The 18,109-nt window shown below is 51.1% G+C and carries 17 protein-coding genes and 1 riboswitch; of the genes, 5 read left to right on the plus strand and 12 right to left on the minus strand.

Annotated features, from left to right (window positions below; all coding sequences use genetic code 11):
* Positions 1-1,265, minus strand: a 1,265-nt coding sequence (locus O4H49_RS07145; protein ID WP_269422742.1) for a cadherin domain-containing protein, incomplete at its 3' end; no start/stop codon positions are given.
* A 464-nt stretch (positions 1,266-1,729) separates the two neighbouring features.
* Between O4H49_RS07145 and O4H49_RS07150 the strand changes: the two genes are divergently transcribed.
* Positions 1,730-2,791: a P1 family peptidase gene (locus O4H49_RS07150; RefSeq protein ID WP_269422743.1), complete on the plus strand. Its 1,062-nt coding sequence runs from the start codon at positions 1,730-1,732 to the stop codon at positions 2,789-2,791.
* Positions 2,792-2,809: 18 nt separating this feature from the next.
* On the opposite strand, the gene O4H49_RS07155 is transcribed toward O4H49_RS07150, so the two are convergent.
* The 10 genes from O4H49_RS07155 to O4H49_RS07200 form a co-directional block, all read right to left on the minus strand.
* A complete protein-coding gene (locus O4H49_RS07155; protein ID WP_269422744.1) occupies positions 2,810-3,967 on the minus strand; it encodes an ATP-grasp domain-containing protein in 1,158 nt (385 codons plus the stop codon).
* Positions 3,968-4,044: 77 nt separating this feature from the next.
* Entirely contained in the window at positions 4,045-4,335 is a 291-nt protein-coding gene (locus O4H49_RS07160; protein ID WP_269422745.1) for a hypothetical protein, read from the minus strand.
* Between the two features lie 31 nt (positions 4,336-4,366).
* Positions 4,367-5,644 carry a radical SAM family heme chaperone HemW gene (hemW, locus tag O4H49_RS07165; RefSeq protein WP_269422746.1) on the minus strand — a complete coding sequence of 426 codons (1,278 nt, stop codon included), beginning with the start codon at positions 5,642-5,644 and terminating at the stop codon, positions 4,367-4,369.
* Entirely contained in the window at positions 5,632-6,372 is a 741-nt protein-coding gene (locus O4H49_RS07170) for a 4Fe-4S binding protein (protein WP_269422747.1), read from the minus strand. The genes hemW and O4H49_RS07170 overlap by 13 nt, the downstream gene beginning before the upstream one ends.
* A gap of 275 nt (positions 6,373-6,647) precedes the next feature.
* A complete protein-coding gene (locus O4H49_RS07175) occupies positions 6,648-7,637 on the minus strand; it encodes an ABC transporter ATP-binding protein (RefSeq protein WP_269422748.1) in 990 nt (329 codons plus the stop codon).
* Positions 7,634-8,611 (minus strand): ABC transporter ATP-binding protein, encoded by a 978-nt coding sequence (locus tag O4H49_RS07180; RefSeq protein ID WP_269422749.1) that lies wholly within the window; start codon positions 8,609-8,611, stop codon positions 7,634-7,636. Before O4H49_RS07180 ends, O4H49_RS07175 begins: the two co-directional genes overlap by 4 nt.
* Positions 8,612-8,624: 13 nt before the next feature.
* Entirely contained in the window at positions 8,625-9,524 is a 900-nt protein-coding gene (locus O4H49_RS07185) for an ABC transporter permease subunit (protein ID WP_269422750.1), read from the minus strand.
* Positions 9,524-10,444, minus strand: a complete 921-nt coding sequence (gene oppB / locus O4H49_RS07190; RefSeq protein WP_269422751.1) for an oligopeptide ABC transporter permease OppB — start codon at positions 10,442-10,444, stop codon at positions 9,524-9,526. The genes O4H49_RS07185 and oppB overlap by 1 nt, the downstream gene beginning before the upstream one ends.
* Before the next feature lie 80 nt (positions 10,445-10,524).
* On the minus strand, positions 10,525-12,159 hold the full coding sequence (locus O4H49_RS07195; RefSeq protein WP_269422752.1) for a peptide ABC transporter substrate-binding protein: 1,635 nt from the start codon (positions 12,157-12,159) through the stop codon (positions 10,525-10,527).
* Between the two features lie 405 nt (positions 12,160-12,564).
* A complete protein-coding gene (locus O4H49_RS07200; protein ID WP_269422753.1) occupies positions 12,565-12,912 on the minus strand; it encodes a RidA family protein in 348 nt (115 codons plus the stop codon).
* Positions 12,913-13,060: 148 nt separating this feature from the next.
* Positions 13,061-13,175: riboswitch (TPP riboswitch) on the plus strand.
* A gap of 82 nt (positions 13,176-13,257) precedes the next feature.
* Here O4H49_RS07200 and thiD point away from each other — a divergent pair.
* The 4 genes from thiD to O4H49_RS07220 are packed head-to-tail and all read left to right on the plus strand — an operon-like array spanning position 13,258 to position 16,609.
* Positions 13,258-14,073 (plus strand): bifunctional hydroxymethylpyrimidine kinase/phosphomethylpyrimidine kinase, encoded by an 816-nt coding sequence (gene thiD / locus O4H49_RS07205; protein ID WP_269422754.1) that lies wholly within the window; start codon positions 13,258-13,260, stop codon positions 14,071-14,073.
* Positions 14,070-14,867, plus strand: coding sequence for an ABC transporter ATP-binding protein (locus O4H49_RS07210; RefSeq protein WP_269422755.1), 798 nt, complete (start codon positions 14,070-14,072; stop codon positions 14,865-14,867). Before thiD ends, O4H49_RS07210 begins: the two co-directional genes overlap by 4 nt.
* Entirely contained in the window at positions 14,864-15,619 is a 756-nt protein-coding gene (locus tag O4H49_RS07215) for an ABC transporter permease (RefSeq protein WP_331283745.1), read from the plus strand. The genes O4H49_RS07210 and O4H49_RS07215 overlap by 4 nt, the downstream gene beginning before the upstream one ends.
* A gap of 30 nt (positions 15,620-15,649) precedes the next feature.
* Positions 15,650-16,609 (plus strand): ABC transporter substrate-binding protein, encoded by a 960-nt coding sequence (locus O4H49_RS07220; protein WP_269422756.1) that lies wholly within the window; start codon positions 15,650-15,652, stop codon positions 16,607-16,609.
* Between the two features lie 97 nt (positions 16,610-16,706).
* Here the strand turns inward: O4H49_RS07220 and O4H49_RS07225 are convergent, their stop codons facing one another.
* Positions 16,707-18,020 (minus strand): MFS transporter, encoded by a 1,314-nt coding sequence (locus O4H49_RS07225; protein WP_269422757.1) that lies wholly within the window; start codon positions 18,018-18,020, stop codon positions 16,707-16,709.
* Positions 18,021-18,109: the final 89 nt, after the last annotated feature.

Genomic DNA, 18,109 nt, shown 5'->3' on the forward strand with positions numbered 1-18,109 from the left:
GAATCATTTCCCGCACCGCCTTCAATGCGGGCAACATTGGTCAGGGTGGTGTTGCTCAAATCAATCGTGTTGTTCCCTGAAGTCCCCGACAGCACATTGGTACCTTCGCATCCATCAATTTCCTCGATGGAATCTCCTTTGGTCAGGTGACTAACGGTAATCACATCATCGCCGTCTCCCCCGTGAATATGGTCGATACCGTCCCCGCCGATAAAACGGTCGGCTCCCTGATCTTTGCCCTGAACCAGAAAAACATCATTGCCAGCTTCGCCGCGCAGCGTATCATTTCCCGTGCCACCAATAATCAAATCATCCCCGGCTCCACCGAGAATGTGATCATTACCAGCATGCCCTCTGATTTCGTCCGCCCCGTCAGTTCCGCGCAAAGTATTGTTTCGCCCGTCACCTTCAATCAGGTTCGTCGTCTCGGGAAACTTGAATTCGCAGATCTGATCGATTACCGAAACAGTAAAGACCTGGGAAGTGGACGTGCCATCAGACGATGTCGCCACAACAGTGATGTCATGGCTGGTCGCGGTTTCATAATCAAGACCTGTGGCACCCGCCGAAGTCAAGGTAACCACACCCGTGACCGGGTCTATGGTGAAAAAGCCATTGGCGTTATCTGCAAGGCTATAGGTTACCTCTTCCCCGTCCGGATCATTGGCAAAGGCAGTAATATGAACTGTCTCCCCTTGGCCCGCGTCCTCACGAAGACTGTTCACAGCCAGATCACTGTCGGTAATCGCACTGATGCCTTGATTAACTGGCAGGGCATCAGCAGCGGAGCCTTCATCAAAAAACAGATCGTCGGGTTGATCGCTGTCCAGGAGATTGAACAAAGGAACGGTTTCATCTTCCAGTGCGCTGCTGCTCTCAAGGCCATTGATTATTTTTCCGAGATCATCGCCATAAACAGACCCTCCCCCCCCAGATGCAGACAAACCGTCTCCCGCACCAGCTGCCGTTTCGATAACATCCCCGCCATCAAGTTGGGCAAGCAGATCAAAAAGAGCCGAAAAGGCAATCCTGTCATCTCCGACAATCAACCGGGGCTCTTCACCTTCTGCATATCCCGCCAACCGGGTAAAGGTGATGCGGCTCTGGTCAGAAAAGATCAGCGAGAATTGTTCTGAGCCCGTATCGGAAACCTGCACCTCTGCCAGATCAAAATCGAGCAGATAATCGGTGTTTGCCCTGGTTTCAACAACGCGTTCCTGCCCGGCTGCAGGCTTGACCACAGCCAGCGCATCTGGGTTATTCATCTCTGTCTCAGAAACCGTTTGCTTTACTACATCAACCATCTGGCCCAACCATCCTCAGGGAACAACAAATCAAAAAACGAAATATACTAAATCCAAATCTACCTTGATTTCCTTTATAAGTAATTACATGAGCCTATATTTTCAACAGATGATGATTTATTCAAAAAACCGAAAATCTATACTTAATTTATCTAAAATTTTAATCTTATTTTTCTCATATAATTTCCATATAAATTGTTTAAAAACAAAATCTTATAAGAATTTTATTTTAAATAAAATCGTATAAAATTATTACTTAAAGAAAATTCCGATAACTACATATAAAATGCCATCTATTCGAATCCGTCTCACCGCCTGACCCATCAAGCCCCCCCCTTTAATGAGCACTTGCTCATCCCAGAAATATTTGCTGCTGTACCATCTGTATAAACAGCCTATCCCCAACCAGACAGGAGCTATTCTCTATGCCAAAAGTACGCGCAAGGGATCTTGCAATTCCCTTTACCGGACAGCCGGGTCCTTACAATGGCATTACAGATGTTCCCGGACTTGAAATCGGCACCTCCACACTGATCGAAGGCAATTCTGTAAGGACCGGCGTAACCGCGATCCTGCCTTGCGGCCAATCCGCCGCCCTTTCCGCAATTCCCGCTGCTTTCTTTTCCCTTAATGGCAATGGAGAGATGACCGGGACCCACTGGCTGGAAGAATCAGGCCTGCTGACTGGCCCGGTGATCCTGACCAATACGCACAGTATCGGGGCCGCACACGAAGGGACCTGCCGCTGGTTACTCGCCAGAGATACAGAGGCAAGCCAGCGGTTTCTTCTGCCCGTGATTGCAGAAACCTATGACGGTGTTCTTAATGACATCAACGGATTTCATATCCGGCCTGAGCATGCCCAGGCCGCGCTGGATGTCGCCCAAAGCGGCCCGGTCGAGGAAGGAAATGTTGGTGGCGGAACAGGCATGATCACCCATCAGTTCAAGGGGGGGAACGGTACCTCCAGCCGACAGGCCGCTATCGGAGAAAACAGCTACACCCTCGGCTGTTTTGTTCAGTCAAACTACGGCTTGCGTGAACAGCTGGTCATCGCCGGAATTCCTGTCGGACAGGAACTCACTGATCTGATGCCGGAAGAGGCAAGCCGCGCAGACGGTACGGGATCGATCATTGTCGTCATTGCCACTGATGCCCCCCTGCTGGCACATCAATGCAAGAGACTGGCCCGCCGTGTCAGCATGGGATTGGCCCGGCTGGGCAGTGTCGCCAACAACGGCAGCGGTGATATTTTTATTGCCTTTTCCACCGCATCGCAAACAACTCCTCCCCTCGACAACGACAGCATGAACGCCTTGTTTCAGGCCACAGTTGAAGCCACAGAAGAAGCCATCATCAATGCCCTCGTCGCAGCAGAAACCATGACAGGCCTTAACAACACAACAATTCATGCCCTGCCACATGAACGCCTCTGTGCTATATTGAGGAAGCACAACAGAATCATGCCCGGCGCTTTAAACGGGTAGTGAGGCAGCAGACAGACCTCAAGCCTGGGCCGGACGTAACTCAATTGTTCTCATTTGGCCGTCTAAAGCCACCTGATTTTCAAAACCGGGAATCTTCTGACAGGTTTTTCTATACTCGAGTTTTGCTGCATATTCTTCGATAATTTTTACAATTGTGCTGGCCCTGTCACAAAGCGTTTCCAGCTGAACAGCGGATAAGGAGAAAGAGGCTTCCTTCTTATCCGTCAGTTCTTTTTGTGAAAGAGGCAGCGCCGGGCCGTTGGTCGTCATCCAGGACAGAGGGCTTTCTGCCGTTAAGTGGGCGTTGGGGGCTGCAGCTTGCCGGGCAAATCCACCTACAGCCTCACCAGCAACCATATAAAGCCGGAAATCAACATGATACTCGTGCCCCCCCTTTTTATAGGTACAGGGGCGGATCCAGGGCTGATAGATCACCTGGCTATCTGTTTCCACCGAAATATCCTGCAACAGATCACGAGCCAGAAGGCGTTCTACTCCACGGCTCCCCGCACCATCCCGCGGTTTTCGGATAACGTAGCTGTTCGCCATGGCCATCTCGTCAAGAAACCGATAGAGAGCATTTTCATCCCTGTGGGAGTAAGTCGGGATACATCCAATATCTGGTGCCTTTTCCTGCAGCAATGAAGCAATCAAACGCTTGTCTGTACAGATTGCCCTGAGACGCAAATCATTCACGCAAGGAATCAAGGGTTGTGTTTTGGGAAAGGCATAGGCCCGCCTGTAAAGCAGTCCCAACTCTTTGCCATCCCGTAAATAATAGCGGCCAGCTTGAGGGAAAATCTGGGTTATATCAACAATATCGCAAGGATGGCCTTTTTCTCTAATATGCGCTGCGATCTCGTGAAATTCTGCCATGGTCAGCCTGGCAGGGCCTTCGTTCTGCAGCGGATCAATAAAATCAAACTTCTCGGCCCGGCCCGTGATCCGAAAACAATCCGGCAGCAACAGCGCAATCGTATTTCCGGTACTTTGACAGACAAGCTCTTGCGCCAATCTGGAAAGGCCTTGCCCGGGAAACAGCGGATAATGGCACTGTTTTGCAAGAATATCTGCTCGGTTTAAAGCCACAGGATGGTCGTTGATTTCAATGAAGTGCCAATGACCGTCTTGATCCAGTATAAAGTCCAGTCCCGCGTAAAGCAGTAGATGCTGCACAGTAGTTCCTGAAGTAATAACGCAGGTACTGCACACTGTTTCGGCAATACCTGCGATGAGATGAGTTCCTGAACCGGTTATTTACCTTTGGTCGGTTTCTTACGCAGATTATCAAGGTCAATAGCTGCCTCTTTCAGGATATCCTGCCAAAGCACCCTGTTTTTTTTCAAAGCAGGGGCATAGTGGGATAAAGAGGTATCTTTCACCACATCAATAACCGCCTGGATCTCCCCCGGAGAAAGGTCAATGCCACTCTCCATCAAGGTCTGAAAAGGACTTCGATCCAGATCGTTTAAAAACCGGACATCTTTTCTTGCTACATCAAGGACAAAGCCGATTTTCATCAATCCTGCGTTTTGTTCAGCCATAAGAAATCTCCCTAATTTGTTTTAGTTTGAGTTACTGAGTGGTGAAACATTTCATGACGTAAGTGGCGTATCTGACTCCCTTTTCCGTCAGAAAAATTCTGGCTCCCTTACGGTCAATGAGCCCCTGATCTTCAAGGTGCTCATAGGTTTCCAGAAATTCATTTTCAAAGACGCAACCCGCCTTTTTCTGAAGCACGTCGATATCTATTTCGAGAAGACAAAGGCCCATGGCAATATCCCGTTGCAATTGCTGTTCGGGAGCCATTTCATAGCGTTTGCCGAGTGGTTTCGTCCCTGCCTGAATCATTCTTTCATACCCAGGATGAATAACCTCATCCTCCCACAAAAGATGGCCATATCGACTGTACGCGCCCGGGCCGAACCCGAGATAATCGGAACTGTCCCAGGTGGATTGTACATAACGGCACTCTTTTCCGGTCCGGGCGAATTCTGCTGTCGAATACCGCAACAGACCGGCAGCTGCAAATTCAGCCGTGGCATATTCACGCATTTCATTGATGACTTCCTTGTCCGGGCGTCTGGGCAAAGCATTCTTTTCTAAAGAACGGTCCAGCAGTTCACCCGGGAAAACAATCAACGGGTAGGCAGAGATATGTGTGGGTTCCAGATCGATGGTACGCTTGACCGTTTCCTGCCAGCGCGCCATGGATTGCCCGGGCAATCCATACATGACATCAATGTGCAGATTATCAAAACCGGCATGCTTCGCGGCCCTAATCATATCCAGCGTTTGCTGGACCGAGTGGGAGCGGTTCAATAGCTTCAGTTGCACGTCATCAAAAGCCTGGGCACCAATTGAGATGCGGTTCACACCGATTTTTCGAATAGCTTGCAGATCTGTTGGCTTTTTTGTGCCTGGTTCAGATTCCAGTGTTATTTCCGTCTCTTCGCCATACAGACCAAACTCAGCTCTCAAACGCTTCAGAATGTGTGCAATATTATCATTACTCAAAAGCGAGGCTGTACCACCCCCCAGATAAACCGATTGGATATTGGCCTGATCAAAGCTGTCCTGGCTTTGGTACAGATCCATTTCGCTGTCCAATAACGTGGTGAACCAGTCAATTGCCCCGCGGTGAAGCTGGCGGCGCTCAAAGGTACAGAAGGTACATATTTTCCGGCAGAAAGGGACATGGATATAGAGGTGATAATTTTGCCAGACCAGCGCGCGATCAATCGTTTCGGGGCTACGTTCCCAAAGATATTTGGGCGGGTGGTGAAAGACAAATGCCCCGTCATCCCTAAGGTATTCTTGATCGTCCAGAACCCTTTCCCTCAATGCTTCCATTCAAAAATCTCCTCCGGTTCGGATCCTATGGGACAACTTTTGATGCATTCCCTGCATTCGATATAACTGTTTTCAGTAAGTGCTATGGCCTTGGACTTGCGCCTTGTCGGGGCAGCAACAACACTGCTGCAGGCGACGGGATTAAAGAGATTGGGTTTTACGGCCTTTACGGGGCAGGCCCTGATACAATTCCCGCAATGGATACAGACGTCAGAGCTCAATTCAGAGGCCAGGGGAGCAGACATATATCCAATAACGGCATGAATCTGCAGCCAGGCGCCCCATTCCGGGTGGATCAAGAGGTTGTTCCATCCACGCCGCCCCAACCCGGCCAACTCTCCCAGTCGCACCATCGACAGTTCCTGCTCGACCAGGGCTGTTATTTCCTCGACCTTGATATTGTCCAGGGCTGCAAGCCGGTCAATTATCGACTTGGCGGCGAGCCCAAGGATATAGTTGGCCATGAGAGAACGATTTTCTCCATGTTTATGCCAGATCCAGAGACTGTCTTCAGTAATGGGAATAGCGAAACAGGTAACAATAGCTTCCTGGTAAGGTCGCATTTTCTGCGCAGCGTTCGTCGGCATTTCATCGATGATTTCTCCCGACAGCCTGAAACTCCCCACTTCCGCATTGGGGATTACCTCCATCAATGCATCGATGGCATGTTTAAATTCTGGGTGGAAATCCTGTAGATCTGCTTCCTGCTGCCGAATCAACCAGGTCATGGAAGGGCATGTCTCGTCTTGGAAAGAGACCTATAAAAAATAACTATATGTAAAATTAGATACATGACACGCAATGTCCCACCCGATCCAATAAACATCGATCAGGAGTATAGCGAGAATCTGTCAAAATACAAACATAAATGGTATTTATATTATAAGCACAACCAAAGATAACTGATATGTATTTGAAGATCAGACACCAATTTCTCAATACAGAAACGGCTGCTCCCCAAAGAGAAGCAGCCGTTTTACAATACTCTGATCAACTTCAGAAATCAGCTCTCGACAAAGTGACAAGCTGCTTCCCGTTTGCCATCATAGACCTTGAGTTCAGGCACATCCGTTGCACAGATCTCTTTGGCAAAAGGACACCGCGTCCGAAACACACAACCCGAAGGCGGGTTGAGCGGACTGGGAAGATCACCTTTTAGCGCGATGTGCTCCTTGTTCCTCTCCACCTTCGGATCAGGAATGGGCACGGCTGAAATCAGCGCTTTGGTATAGGGATGTAGCGGATCACTATAGATCTGGTCCCGATCAGCCAATTCCATCATCCGCCCAAGGTACAGCACCATAATACGGTTACTGATATGGCGGACAATACTCAGGTTGTGAGAGATAAAGATCAGACTGAGATGAAACTCTTTCTGCAGGCGCATCAACAGATTGACAATCTGGGCCTGGATTGAAACATCCAGCGCACTGACCGCCTCGTCACAGACAATCAGTTTGGGTTCCAGAATCATCGCCCGTGCAATACCGATCCTCTGGCACTGCCCCCCAGAGAACTCATGCGGATAGCGGTTAAGCTGATCGGGCAACAGACCAACCTTTGCCATAATCGCCTTGACGGCTTCCTTGACCTCCTCTTTGGAAAGGTGAGGTTTATGAGTAATCAGAGGCTCTGCAATAATCTGGCCGATGGTCATGCGTGGATCGAGAGACGCAAGAGGATCCTGGAAAATCACCTGCAGATCTGCACGGGCACTGCGCAGCGTTTCAGATTTCATCCCGCCCATGTCCTGCCCCAGCCAGGCCACCTGCCCTGCAGTTGGCTCCAGCAGCCGCAAAACGGCCCGGCCCAGAGTGGACTTGCCACAGCCGGACTCGCCCACAACACCAAGTGTTTCACCTGCACGCACCTGGAAGGATACGCCATCGACAGCCTTAAGCAGCTTGGCCTTCTGGAAAAGCCCCCCTCCGGGAATGGAGAAGTGAACTTTCAGATCCTTTACATCCAGAAGAACTGTATCCGATATCGTCATGACCAACCCTCTTCCATATGACAGGCGTTGTAGCGATCAGGCAAAGCCTGATGCAGGACGGGCCTTTCCCCAAGGCAGCGATCCCTTGCGTGGACGCACCGTGGGGCAAAGGAACAGCCTTTGGGCAAGCGCTGCAAATTGGGTGGTTGCCCCGATATTGTGACCAGTTCGTTATCATGAATTTTTTCATCAAGACGCGGGGTCGAAGCCAACAGTCCCTGGCTGTAGGGATGGCGGGGTTCGGCAAAGACAAAGTCCACAGGCGCCCGTTCGACAATCCGTCCCGCGTACATCACGTTGACGGTATCACACAGGCCGGCCACCACGCCGAGATCATGGGTAATCATGACAATGGCCGTGTCGAATTCGTCTTTCAGTTCCCGCATCAAGCCAAGGATCTGGGCCTGCACGGTCACATCCAGCGCTGTTGTCGGCTCATCCGCAATCAGCAAGGCAGGTTCACAGAGAAGCGCCATGGCAATCATGACCCGCTGACGCATCCCCCCGGAAAACTCATGCGGATACATATCAAACCGCTTTGCGGCTTCGGGTATCCCCACACGATCCAGCATACGCAGTGCCTGTACTCGTGCCTCTTTCTCGCTGGCTCCCTTGTGCTGGACCAGAACTTCGGTCAGTTGCCGGGAGACTTTGAGATAGGGGTTAAGCGAAGTCATGGGATCCTGGAAGATCATCGACATTGTATGGCCGCGGATCTTGTTGATCTCGTCCATACCCAGTCCGATCAACTCCTGCCCCAGCAGCTTTGCACTGCCCGTTGTGGTACCATTTGCAGCCAACAGCCCCATGATCGCGAGGAACGTCTGGCTTTTGCCTGATCCTGACTCTCCCACAACCCCCATGGCTTCACCGGCTCGAATGGTGAAATTGAGGTTGTTGACCGCGTTAACCGGCCCCTCAGGTGTCGAGAAACTGGCGCAGAGGTCCTTTACTTCAAGAATAATATCACTCATGAATTTGACCTCCCTAGCGATCACGCGGGTCAAGCGCATCACGCAGACCATCGCCGATAAAGTTGAAGCAGAACAGAATGATGGCCAGTGCACTCGCCGGGAACAGCAAGGTCCAGGGGGCAGATTCCATCTGCTGTGCACCCTCAGAGATCAGAACCCCGAGACTGGTCATCGGTTCCTGTACCCCCAGGCCGAGGAAGGAGAGGAAACTCTCGATCAGAATGACCTGGGGAATAGTCAGAGTCACATAGACAATAACCGGTCCCAGGGCATTGGGAATGATATGACGGCGAACGATATTAAACCCGCTGACACCTGCCGCGCGGGCAGCTTCAACAAATTCCCGATTTTTGATCGACAGGGCCTGTCCCCGGACAATACGGGCCATCGTCAGCCATTCAACGGCACCAAGAGCCGCAAAAATCAGAAAGATATTCCGACCAAAGATCACCATCAGCAAGATCACGAAGAACATGAAAGGCATGGAGTACATGATGTCGACAAAACGCATCATGATATGGTCGGTGGTCCCGCCGACATAACCGGAGATCGCACCATAGGTAACCCCGATCAGCAGGGAAACCCCTGTGGCAACCAGCCCCACCAGAAGAGAAACCCTGATACCATAGAGCGTCCGGACATAAAGATCTCGGCCATTGGTATCAGTCCCGAAATAGAACCCCGCCTCCACATCAGGTGCGGCCTGGATATAATCCCAGTAAACTTCGTCAAAGGGGTGAGAATGCAACAACGGGCCAATCAGCGCCACGAGAACAATTGTAATCAGCACAACAAAACTTGCCACCGAGGCCTTGTTGTTCAGGAGACGGCGAAACGCATCCTGCCACAAGCTGCGTCCCTTGACTTCGGGTTCAACATCCATGGCGCTTTTTATTTCCATATCGATCGCCATTATCCCATCCTCACTTTTGGATCAAGCATGCCGTAAACGATATCAACAATCAGGTTGAAAAGAATGATCAGGGTTCCGTAGAAAATCACCACCCCCATCACCAGGGTATAATCGCGGTTCAAAGCACCCTGGACGAAATAGCGCCCGATCCCGGGAATGCCAAAGATCTGTTCGACCACAACCGAGCCGGTAATAATCGCAGCGGATGCCGGACCGAGATAGGAAACAACCGGCAACATCGCGGCCTTCATCGCATGTCGTGTCAACATGACCCGTTCAGGCAAGCCCTTGGCCCGCGCCGTTCTGACAAAGTTAGATCGCAAGACCTCAATCATGGAGCCACGGGTCAGACGCGCGATATAGGCAATCTGCGGCAGGGCCAAAGCCACCACAGGCAGGATCGCCTGGGACATACCATCGCCCCATCCACCGACAGGCAGCATGCCGAGATAGACGCCGAAGACCAGCGTCAGCAATGGTGCCATGACAAAGTTGGGAATGGTAATTCCGGTCATGGCTGTCGCCATCACGGCATAGTCAATCAGCGAATTTTGTCGTAAGGCAGCTATCGCACCGAGGGACATACCAATCGTAATCGCAAAAAAGATCGCTGTCAGACCAAGGGTCAGGGATACAGGAAAACCGGATCCGATCAGGTCAGTCACTGAAAAGTCCCGGTACTGGAATGAAGGACCGAAATCTCCCTGGAGCACATTGACCAGATAGTGCGCATACTGCTCATAGAGCGGTTTATCCAGATGATAGACCGCATTGAGGTTGGCCTCGACTTCTGGCGGAATTGTCCGCTCTTTGTCAAAGGGGCCACCTGGTGCGGTACGAATAAGGAAAAAAGCCAGGGTAACGATAATGAACAGCGTCGGAATAGCCCCGGCAAGACGCTTGAGAATAAACGAGAACATTACACTTTGTCCTGATAAAGAGTCCGGCGCGTCATCATCCTGACAACGCGCCGGTCAATTATAGAGAAACCGGGGGCTTCCTATTTTTCAACAGTAATATACTGAGAACGAATGTGATCCATAACGTTGCTCTGCCAGCCTTTGACGTAAGGCTTGACCATACGTTTGGTCACATAGTGGTAAATCGGTGCAACCGCATTTGCTTCCAGGAAGATGCCTTCGGCTTTCATCAGAAGTTCTTTGCGTTTTGCAGCGTCCTGCTCCAGTGAAGCCTGCTTCAGAAGGCTGTCAAATTCCGGATTGTTGAAGCCGGTATCATTCAGGCCTGAATCAGACAACCAAAGCTCAAGGAAAGTGTTCGGATCATTGTAATCCCCGATCCAGCCTGCACGGAAAGCCTGGGTAACTTCTTTCTGCTTACGGGTTTCCAGATAAACCTTCCACTCTTCGTTCACCAGGTTGACTTTGGCACCAAAGACTTTTTTCCACATGCTTGAAACCGCAATAGCAATTTTCTTGTGGTTGTCATTGGTATTGTAACGCAGCTCCATTTCAAGCGGCTTGTCTTTTGAATAGCCAGCCTCTTCGTACAACTTGAGCGCTTCTGCTTCACGCTCGGCCTGCGTCATGCCGTTAAAGTCAGCATAGACCGCATCATAAGCGGTTACACCTGGCACCACGAAAGCATAGGCAGGCACTTCACCGGCTGTAACGATATTTGTAGTAAGAATATCGCGATCAATAGCCATGGTGAAAGCCTTGCGGAGCTTCGGATCATTGAACGGGGGCTTGGTCATGTTAAAGCCGTAGTAATAGGTACCAAGATAGTTGGACACATGGAACTCATCGGCCATGTTTTCCTTGATCCAGTTGATCTGGTCGTTTGGCACCTCATAGGTCCAGTCCAGTTCACCAGCGCGATAGCGCTTCAGCTCTGTTGTTGTACTTTCCGTCGGATAGTAGACAACCTTGTCGAGCTTCACAGAATCCTTGTCCCAATAGGTATCGGATTTCACAGCGACAATACGAGACTGTGGGGTCCACTCTGTTACATTGAAGGCACCGTTGGAAACGATATTTTCAGGACGGGTCCAGGCTTCCCCATGGGCTTCGACTGTTGCTTTATGCACAGGGTAAGCGACAGAGTGTGTGATCATCCCAAGGAAATAAGGCGCAGGTCCTTCGAGCTGCACTTCCAGAGTTTTATCGTCAAGAGCTTTGACACCCAATTGGGCAAGATCTTTTTCTTCGCCGTTTGCAATCGCCTGAGCGTTCTGCAGCGGGTAGAGCAAGAAGGAATATTCTGAACCTGTTGCCGGGTCCACTGCGCGCTGCCAGGCATAGACAAAGTCATGCGCGGTCACAGGGTCCCCGTTACTCCAGACTGCATTGCTGCGAATCTTGAAGGTAAAGGTCGTACCATCTTCACTGATGGTCCAGCTTTCGGCCTGACCAGGAATAATCGAACCATCTGTGAATTCAGCGGTCAGACCTTCAAAGGTATCGCGAATGATGTGTGAAGAAGGAACACCTTCGGAAATCTGGGGATCGAGACTTCCCGGTTCGGCACCATTACCCCGGTTAAAAACCATCTCTTTAGTTGGTGTTACAACTTTTTCTTCAGCTACTTTTTCATCTTCTTTTTTCATATAAAAAAAGATACCAGCAGCTACTGCCACTATCAAAAGCAGCAGGACTACAATTTTTTTATTCATAATGCCCTCATGTTTCATGGCAGAAGCAAATCTTGTCCGCTATTTCCAGTCATTGGTAATTTCACTCCCAAATAATGGAACAGCTCATTTAGATAAAACTTTCAGCCAGTCCCTGTCGTTATCGTTCGTTGCGCTCGCCAAAGCCTTTTACACCTTCACGTGCAAACACGGAGAGTGGCCTTCTTTTCGCTCAATGACAAGAGGCGGTCTTTGCTTTAGATCAACTACGCAATAAATTAAGGAAAACAGCCATTTTTCATTACAGAAGTGATCAAAATAGGCGAGCATCGCGATAGTATACTTTAACGAAACACACGAATCCAGCCTAACTCATTTAGGACATAAAAAAACTGTCCGGCAAACGACGCCGGACAGTCTGATAACAACGTTTTGCGCGATAAAAGCTTATTTTGCTGCCGTGATAATGATCTCGACATTATACTCAGGCGTCGCCAGACGTGCTTCACCGGTGGCACGTGCCGGGCTATGGCCTGCGGGTACCCAGCCATCCCACACCGCGTTCATTTCCTGGAAATGTTTCATGTCATCAAGCCAGATGATTGCCTGAAGAATTTTTGTTTTGTCACTTCCCACCGTCGCCAAAAGGCGGTCAATATTCTCCAGAATCACCTTTGTCTGCTCGGCAACTGACGCACCCGCGGTTCCAACCTGGCCCGCAAGGTATACCGTGTTACCGTGAACAACTGCCTGGCTCATGCGCGGGCCAGTTTCAAACCGTGTAATTTCGCTCATAATAACCTCATTCTGATTTTTGAAATATGATCTTGATAAAGAGCGGAAACGGAAAGCTTCCGAATTTCGACACATCATCTATAGAGCAGCCAACAACAAAGTAAACTTTCCCTCTTGTCAATTCGCCAAAGCCCTCCATAATTCCAGCGAAATCTCGTCGGGGTGCCCCTTCCTTCACCGGAACCGGGCTGAGAGGCTTAACAGCCAACCCGTTGAACCTGATCCGGTTAATACCGGCGGAGGAAAATGAGATGCAATGGGTTATCCTGCTGTTCCTGAAATAAGAACAACCCTCAAAAAATTGCATTGATCTTGCCTCCACTACTTTTAAAAAGGGAGGCAAGAATGGCAGTACCAATCGCTCTTACCATCGCAGGCTCGGATAGCGGCGGCGGTGCAGGCATACAGGCCGACATAAAGGCCATGTCGGCACTTGGCGTATATGCAGCTTCTGTCATCACAGCCCTGACAGCACAAAATACCCGCAAGGTTCAGAGCATCTTTCCCGTATCCCCGGATTTTATCCAGGACCAGATCCACACGGTTTTTGAAGATCTTAATATCCGTGCCGTCAAGATCGGCATGTTGGGAGATTCCACCGTTATCGAAGCCGTCGCTGAGGCCTTGAGACACTATCCTGTCATCCCCGTCGTGCTCGACCCCGTCATGGTGGCAAAAAGCGGCGACAAACTCTTGCAGCCCGAAGCCATTGACAGTCTGAGAGATAAACTTCTGCCACTGGCCACTGTTCTTACGCCTAATCTTCCCGAAGCAGCTGTTCTCGCTGGACAGAAAGAGCCGCGCAACCTTGTAGAGATGAAAGAACTGCTCGAAAAACTGAAGCAGAAAAATGGTCCGGCGATTCTGTTAAAGGGCGGGCATCTTGGCGGGGCAAGCAGCGATGACCTCTTCTTTGATGGGCAAGAGACAATCTGTCTTGCCAGTCCCCGTATTGAAACCAAGAACAGCCATGGAACCGGTTGCACTCTCTCCGCTGCCATTGCCGCAGGTCTGGCCCGGAACCTGTCTCTTTATGAGGCTGTAACAACAGCAAAAGAGTACCTGACAAAGGCTCTGTCTGGTGCGGACTGCCTCTCGGTAGGAAAAGGCCACGGCCCGGTTCACCATTTCCACGCCTTCTGGGAAAGCCCGCAACAGTGACATCGCACGAAAAGGCTTTGCTTGCCATCAAGGTGCCTCCTGCCCCGACCATCCAGTTTCGCAACTTCTCTTTTTCCTACAAGGGGCAACTGCTGTTTGACAGGCTTGATCTGGATTTGGCGACCGGCTGTTGGAACCTGTTACTCGGACGGAGCGGTGTCGGCAAAACTTCCTTGCTCAGGGCACTCGCCGGGCTTCTTCCCGATACAAGCTACAGCGGTGAAATCCTGTTTGATGGCAAAAAGCTTGTCTCCGACCAGGTAAGCTGGATGACACAGGACGATCTGTTACTTCCCTGGCTCTCGGTAGTTGAGAACAGTCTGCTTGGTAATCGTTTAAGAGCCTGGAGCCGATCCCCTTTCCCGATAATTGCCCGAAACAAGGCCGAGAATTTGCTTAGGGCCCTGGGATTGGGAGAGCATCTCCACAAACGCCCTGCCGAACTTTCCGGTGGCATGAGACAGCGCGTTGCCCTTGCCCGAACCCTGCTGGAAGATCGGCCCGTCGTTTTGCTGGATGAACCTTTCTCTGCCCTTGACGCGCTGACCCGCAGCGAGATGCAAGACCTGGCTTTCGAACAACTGATGCACAAGACGGTGATCATGATCACACATGATCCACGAGAAGCACTCCGCCTGGGTCATGATATCTATCTGCTTAAGGGATCGCCCGTTCAACTTACCCGGGTCTCCCCCCCGGAAACCGTGCCCCTGCGTTCCGGATTTTCATCAGAACTGCAATGGTGTGAAAACCGGATCATTGCCGAGCTCTCTCTTGCCGGAGAGATCATGTGATAAAAGTTCTTCGAAGTCTTCTGGTTATGATCGGACTGACAGCAGGCTGGCAGCTCCTTGTCACTGTCACAGATGTTCCCCCCTATATTTTGCCCGGGCCTGGTGTCGTGGCCCAGACACTTTTGACCCGGTTTCCCACCTTGCTGCCCCATGCAACCTACACCCTGAGCGAAATCCTGCTCGGTTTCGGTCTCGGTGCTCTCCTTGGCATGATCTCGGCGCTGCTTCTTGCAACAGTCAGACCCTTGCAGGTCTGGTTAAGCCCGATACTGGTCATGACCCAGTCACTACCTGTTTTTGCCCTGGCTCCCCTGCTGGTGCTCTGGCTGGGATATGGCCTCGCCTCCAAAATCGCCATGGCCGTTCTCATTATCTATTTTCCTGTAGCGTCAGCCTTTTATGACGGATTGCAACGTACCCCCAAAGACTGGCGCGACCTTGGCCGGATCATGAAATCAAACAGGATGGCTTTCCTCTGGCACGTCCGTATTCCCTTTGCCCTGCCGTCCCTGGCCTCCGGTTTGCGGGTTGCCATGGTCAGCGCCCCGATCGGAGTCATTGTCGGCGAATGGGTCGGCTCTTCCCGGGGTTTGGGGTACCTGATGCTTCACGCCAACGGACGGATGCAGATTGATCTGCTCTTTGCCGCCCTCGTCATCCTGATGATCATGGCCCTGTTTCTCTATCAACTCACCGATCAGCTTTTAAAACGCCTGCTCAAACACTTCTCGCTCGATGAAGATAAAATCTGAACATTCCTTTTCAAACCGAGGATTCCATCAATGAAAAGACTCACTTCCCGATTTATCCGCCTGGCCTTGCTTGCTGGCCTGGCTGGCTCAGCCCTTTCCGCCCCCGCCATGGCAAACGAAAAAGTAACAGTTCTGCTCGACTGGTTTGTCAATCCGGATCATGCCACTCTGGTCATTGCCAAGGAAAAGGGCTTTTTTACTGCCGAGGGACTGGATGTAACACTTGAGGCCCCGGCAGACCCCAATGCCCCACCCAAACTGGTCGCAGCAGGGCAGGCTGATCTCGCCGTATCCTACCAGCCCCAGCTTCATATTCAGGTCGCTGAGGGGCTCCCTCTCAGTCGCGTAGGAACGTTGGTGGCAACACCCCTGAACTCTCTGGTGGTGCTCAAAGACGGGCCGATCCAATCGCTCGCAGATCTCAAGGGCAAGAAGGTTGGGTATTCCGTCGGCGGTTTTGAAGATGTTCTGCTGGATGCCATGTTGGAAAAGCATGGCCTGAGCGTCAAAGACGTTGAACTGGTCAATGTCAACTTCTCGCTCTCTCCCTCACTTGTCTCCGGGCAGGTCGATGCAGTTATCGGTGCCTTCCGGAATTTTGAGCTTAACCAGATGGATATCATCAAACAACCGGGACGGGCCTTTTATGTCGAGGAAGAAGGTGTACCGAGTTATGATGAGCTTATTCTTGTTGCCCACAAGGATAAAACAGGGGATGAAAAAATCTCCCGCTTTCTTCGTGGACTGGAAAAAGCCACGACCTATCTGATCAACCATCCGGATGAAAGCTGGGCTCTGTTTGTGCTGGCTTATCCGGATCTTGACGATGAACTCAACAAACGGGCCTGGCGTGATACCCTGCCACGTTTTGCGCTCCGTCCAGCCGCACTGGACCAGCGGCGCTATAAGGAATTTGCAATTTTCCTGCAAAACAGAAAGTTGATCGAAAGCACGGGTATCGTTTCCGACTACGCCGTTGAAGTAAAATAATCTTCTCAAGATATATAAATCAAAAAAAGGGATGTGTGTCTGAAGAGGCACGCATCCCTTTTTTACTTACTTTATTAACATTCCCAGTGTTTCGGTCTCAGCTACCGAACTTCTTTTCCCGGGCAAAACAGATCAACACCGCTGCGAGCAACAGCCAGACGATCATTGGAATAAAGCCAACCTGAAAGGTCGTAAGATCATAGACCCTTGTCCCGTTTTCAAGTGTGCCATCCCAGTTCAGGTCAATCAAAAACCCCGTCAGAGGTTGCAAGATCATGGGACCGATCATCACCCCCATATTGCACCAGCCCAGCGCGGTTCCCTGCAGCCGCCGTGGCACAGACTCCCTGGCCAGTGACAGGCCGACAATCATGATACTGCTGCCCGCTGCGGCAACAACAAGGGCAAGATACAACAACCAGAGCGGCAGATCTGCAATCTGGGTAACAACTGCCCACCCCAGGGCAGCAACCACTGCTCCTGTTATGAACGGAACTTTGCGTTTGCCCGACTGGTCAGACCAGAAACCAAGAAGAACCCCGCTCCCGGCCCAGACCAGAAGCATAACCGTCGTGATCGTCGCTGCCTCCTGGCTGCTGAAACCATACGCCGTGCGTAGAAACGGAACGCCCCAGAGACCACCAAAGGTCAACGCAGACCCCGCCGCCGCACCGCAGGCCAATGTCAAAAGCAAAACATTCCGATGACAGATCGCATCCTTCATCGTCGAGAGTATAGATCCATGGGGCTCATGCCGTGCCCCTTTGAGATCATAACTTTTGTATCCCAGATCCTCTGGATCATCCCGAACCCAGATCCAGGTTGCAACCGCCAGCAAACCAGTCAGGGCAGCCAGACCCAACAGAACCGGACGCCAGCCGATTTCACCGATCAGGAATTGCAGCGGCACACCAGCACCAACAGCGCCAAGATTCCCAGCCAGTAGCCCCAATCCGGTAAGGAGAGAGAATTTTTTCAGATCGAACCAGTGCTGGGCAATTTTCATCATTGTGACAAACGCCACAGCAACAGCACCGCCAATCAGCAGCCGACCGAGCCCCAGCATCCAGTAATTGGTCGACATGACAAACAGAACAGTACCAAGCGCAGTTATTCCCGCGCCACAGGTCAACAGTTTTCTCGGCCCAAAGCGATCGGCCATAATACCAACCGGCACCTGCATCGGCATATAGCTGTAATAGTAAAAACTTGCCAGGGTTCCCAGCGTTGTCGCCGTCAGGGCGAACTCCACCCGCAAGGGGTCCCCCATCACTCCAAAAGCAATCCGGTGAAAGAACCCGATTAAAAACAGCAATCCCCCCAGGGTCCACATCAGCCAGGCAAGGCTGGCTGGCGGTTGTTGCAAATCCTGTTCAACCAGATCGTCATTGGTGGAAACCGAAACTGACACGATAATATTTTCCGATACAGAAATGAAAGAAGCCCGGCTGCCACACGAAAATCAGGTCGACCAACGAAAGGCAAGCAGGCATAGTGGGC

The sequence above is a fragment of the Kiloniella laminariae genome (assembly GCF_027214005.1).
In the GTDB taxonomy this organism is placed as follows: Bacteria; Pseudomonadota; Alphaproteobacteria; order Kiloniellales; family Kiloniellaceae; genus Kiloniella; species Kiloniella laminariae_A.

Excerpts from the sequence above, each read along its gene's own strand:
- O4H49_RS07220 (WP_269422756.1), top strand. The coding sequence starts at position 15,650 with ATGAAAAGACTCACTTCCCGATTTATCCGCCTGGCCTTGCTTGCTGGC.
- O4H49_RS07185 (WP_269422750.1), bottom strand. The coding sequence starts at position 9,524 with ATGGCGATCGATATGGAAATAAAAAGCGCCATGGATGTTGAACCCGAA.
- oppB (WP_269422751.1), bottom strand. The coding sequence starts at position 10,444 with ATGTTCTCGTTTATTCTCAAGCGTCTTGCCGGGGCTATTCCGACGCTG.
- O4H49_RS07170 (WP_269422747.1), bottom strand. The coding sequence starts at position 6,372 with ATGACCTGGTTGATTCGGCAGCAGGAAGCAGATCTACAGGATTTCCAC.
- O4H49_RS07200 (WP_269422753.1), bottom strand. The coding sequence starts at position 12,912 with ATGAGCGAAATTACACGGTTTGAAACTGGCCCGCGCATGAGCCAGGCA.
- O4H49_RS07160 (WP_269422745.1), bottom strand. The coding sequence starts at position 4,335 with ATGGCTGAACAAAACGCAGGATTGATGAAAATCGGCTTTGTCCTTGAT.
- O4H49_RS07175 (WP_269422748.1), bottom strand. The coding sequence starts at position 7,637 with ATGACGATATCGGATACAGTTCTTCTGGATGTAAAGGATCTGAAAGTT.
- O4H49_RS07150 (WP_269422743.1), top strand. The coding sequence starts at position 1,730 with ATGCCAAAAGTACGCGCAAGGGATCTTGCAATTCCCTTTACCGGACAG.
- O4H49_RS07195 (WP_269422752.1), bottom strand. The coding sequence starts at position 12,159 with ATGAATAAAAAAATTGTAGTCCTGCTGCTTTTGATAGTGGCAGTAGCT.
- O4H49_RS07180 (WP_269422749.1), bottom strand. The coding sequence starts at position 8,611 with ATGAGTGATATTATTCTTGAAGTAAAGGACCTCTGCGCCAGTTTCTCG.
- hemW (WP_269422746.1), bottom strand. The coding sequence starts at position 5,644 with ATGGAAGCATTGAGGGAAAGGGTTCTGGACGATCAAGAATACCTTAGG.
- thiD (WP_269422754.1), top strand. The coding sequence starts at position 13,258 with ATGGCAGTACCAATCGCTCTTACCATCGCAGGCTCGGATAGCGGCGGC.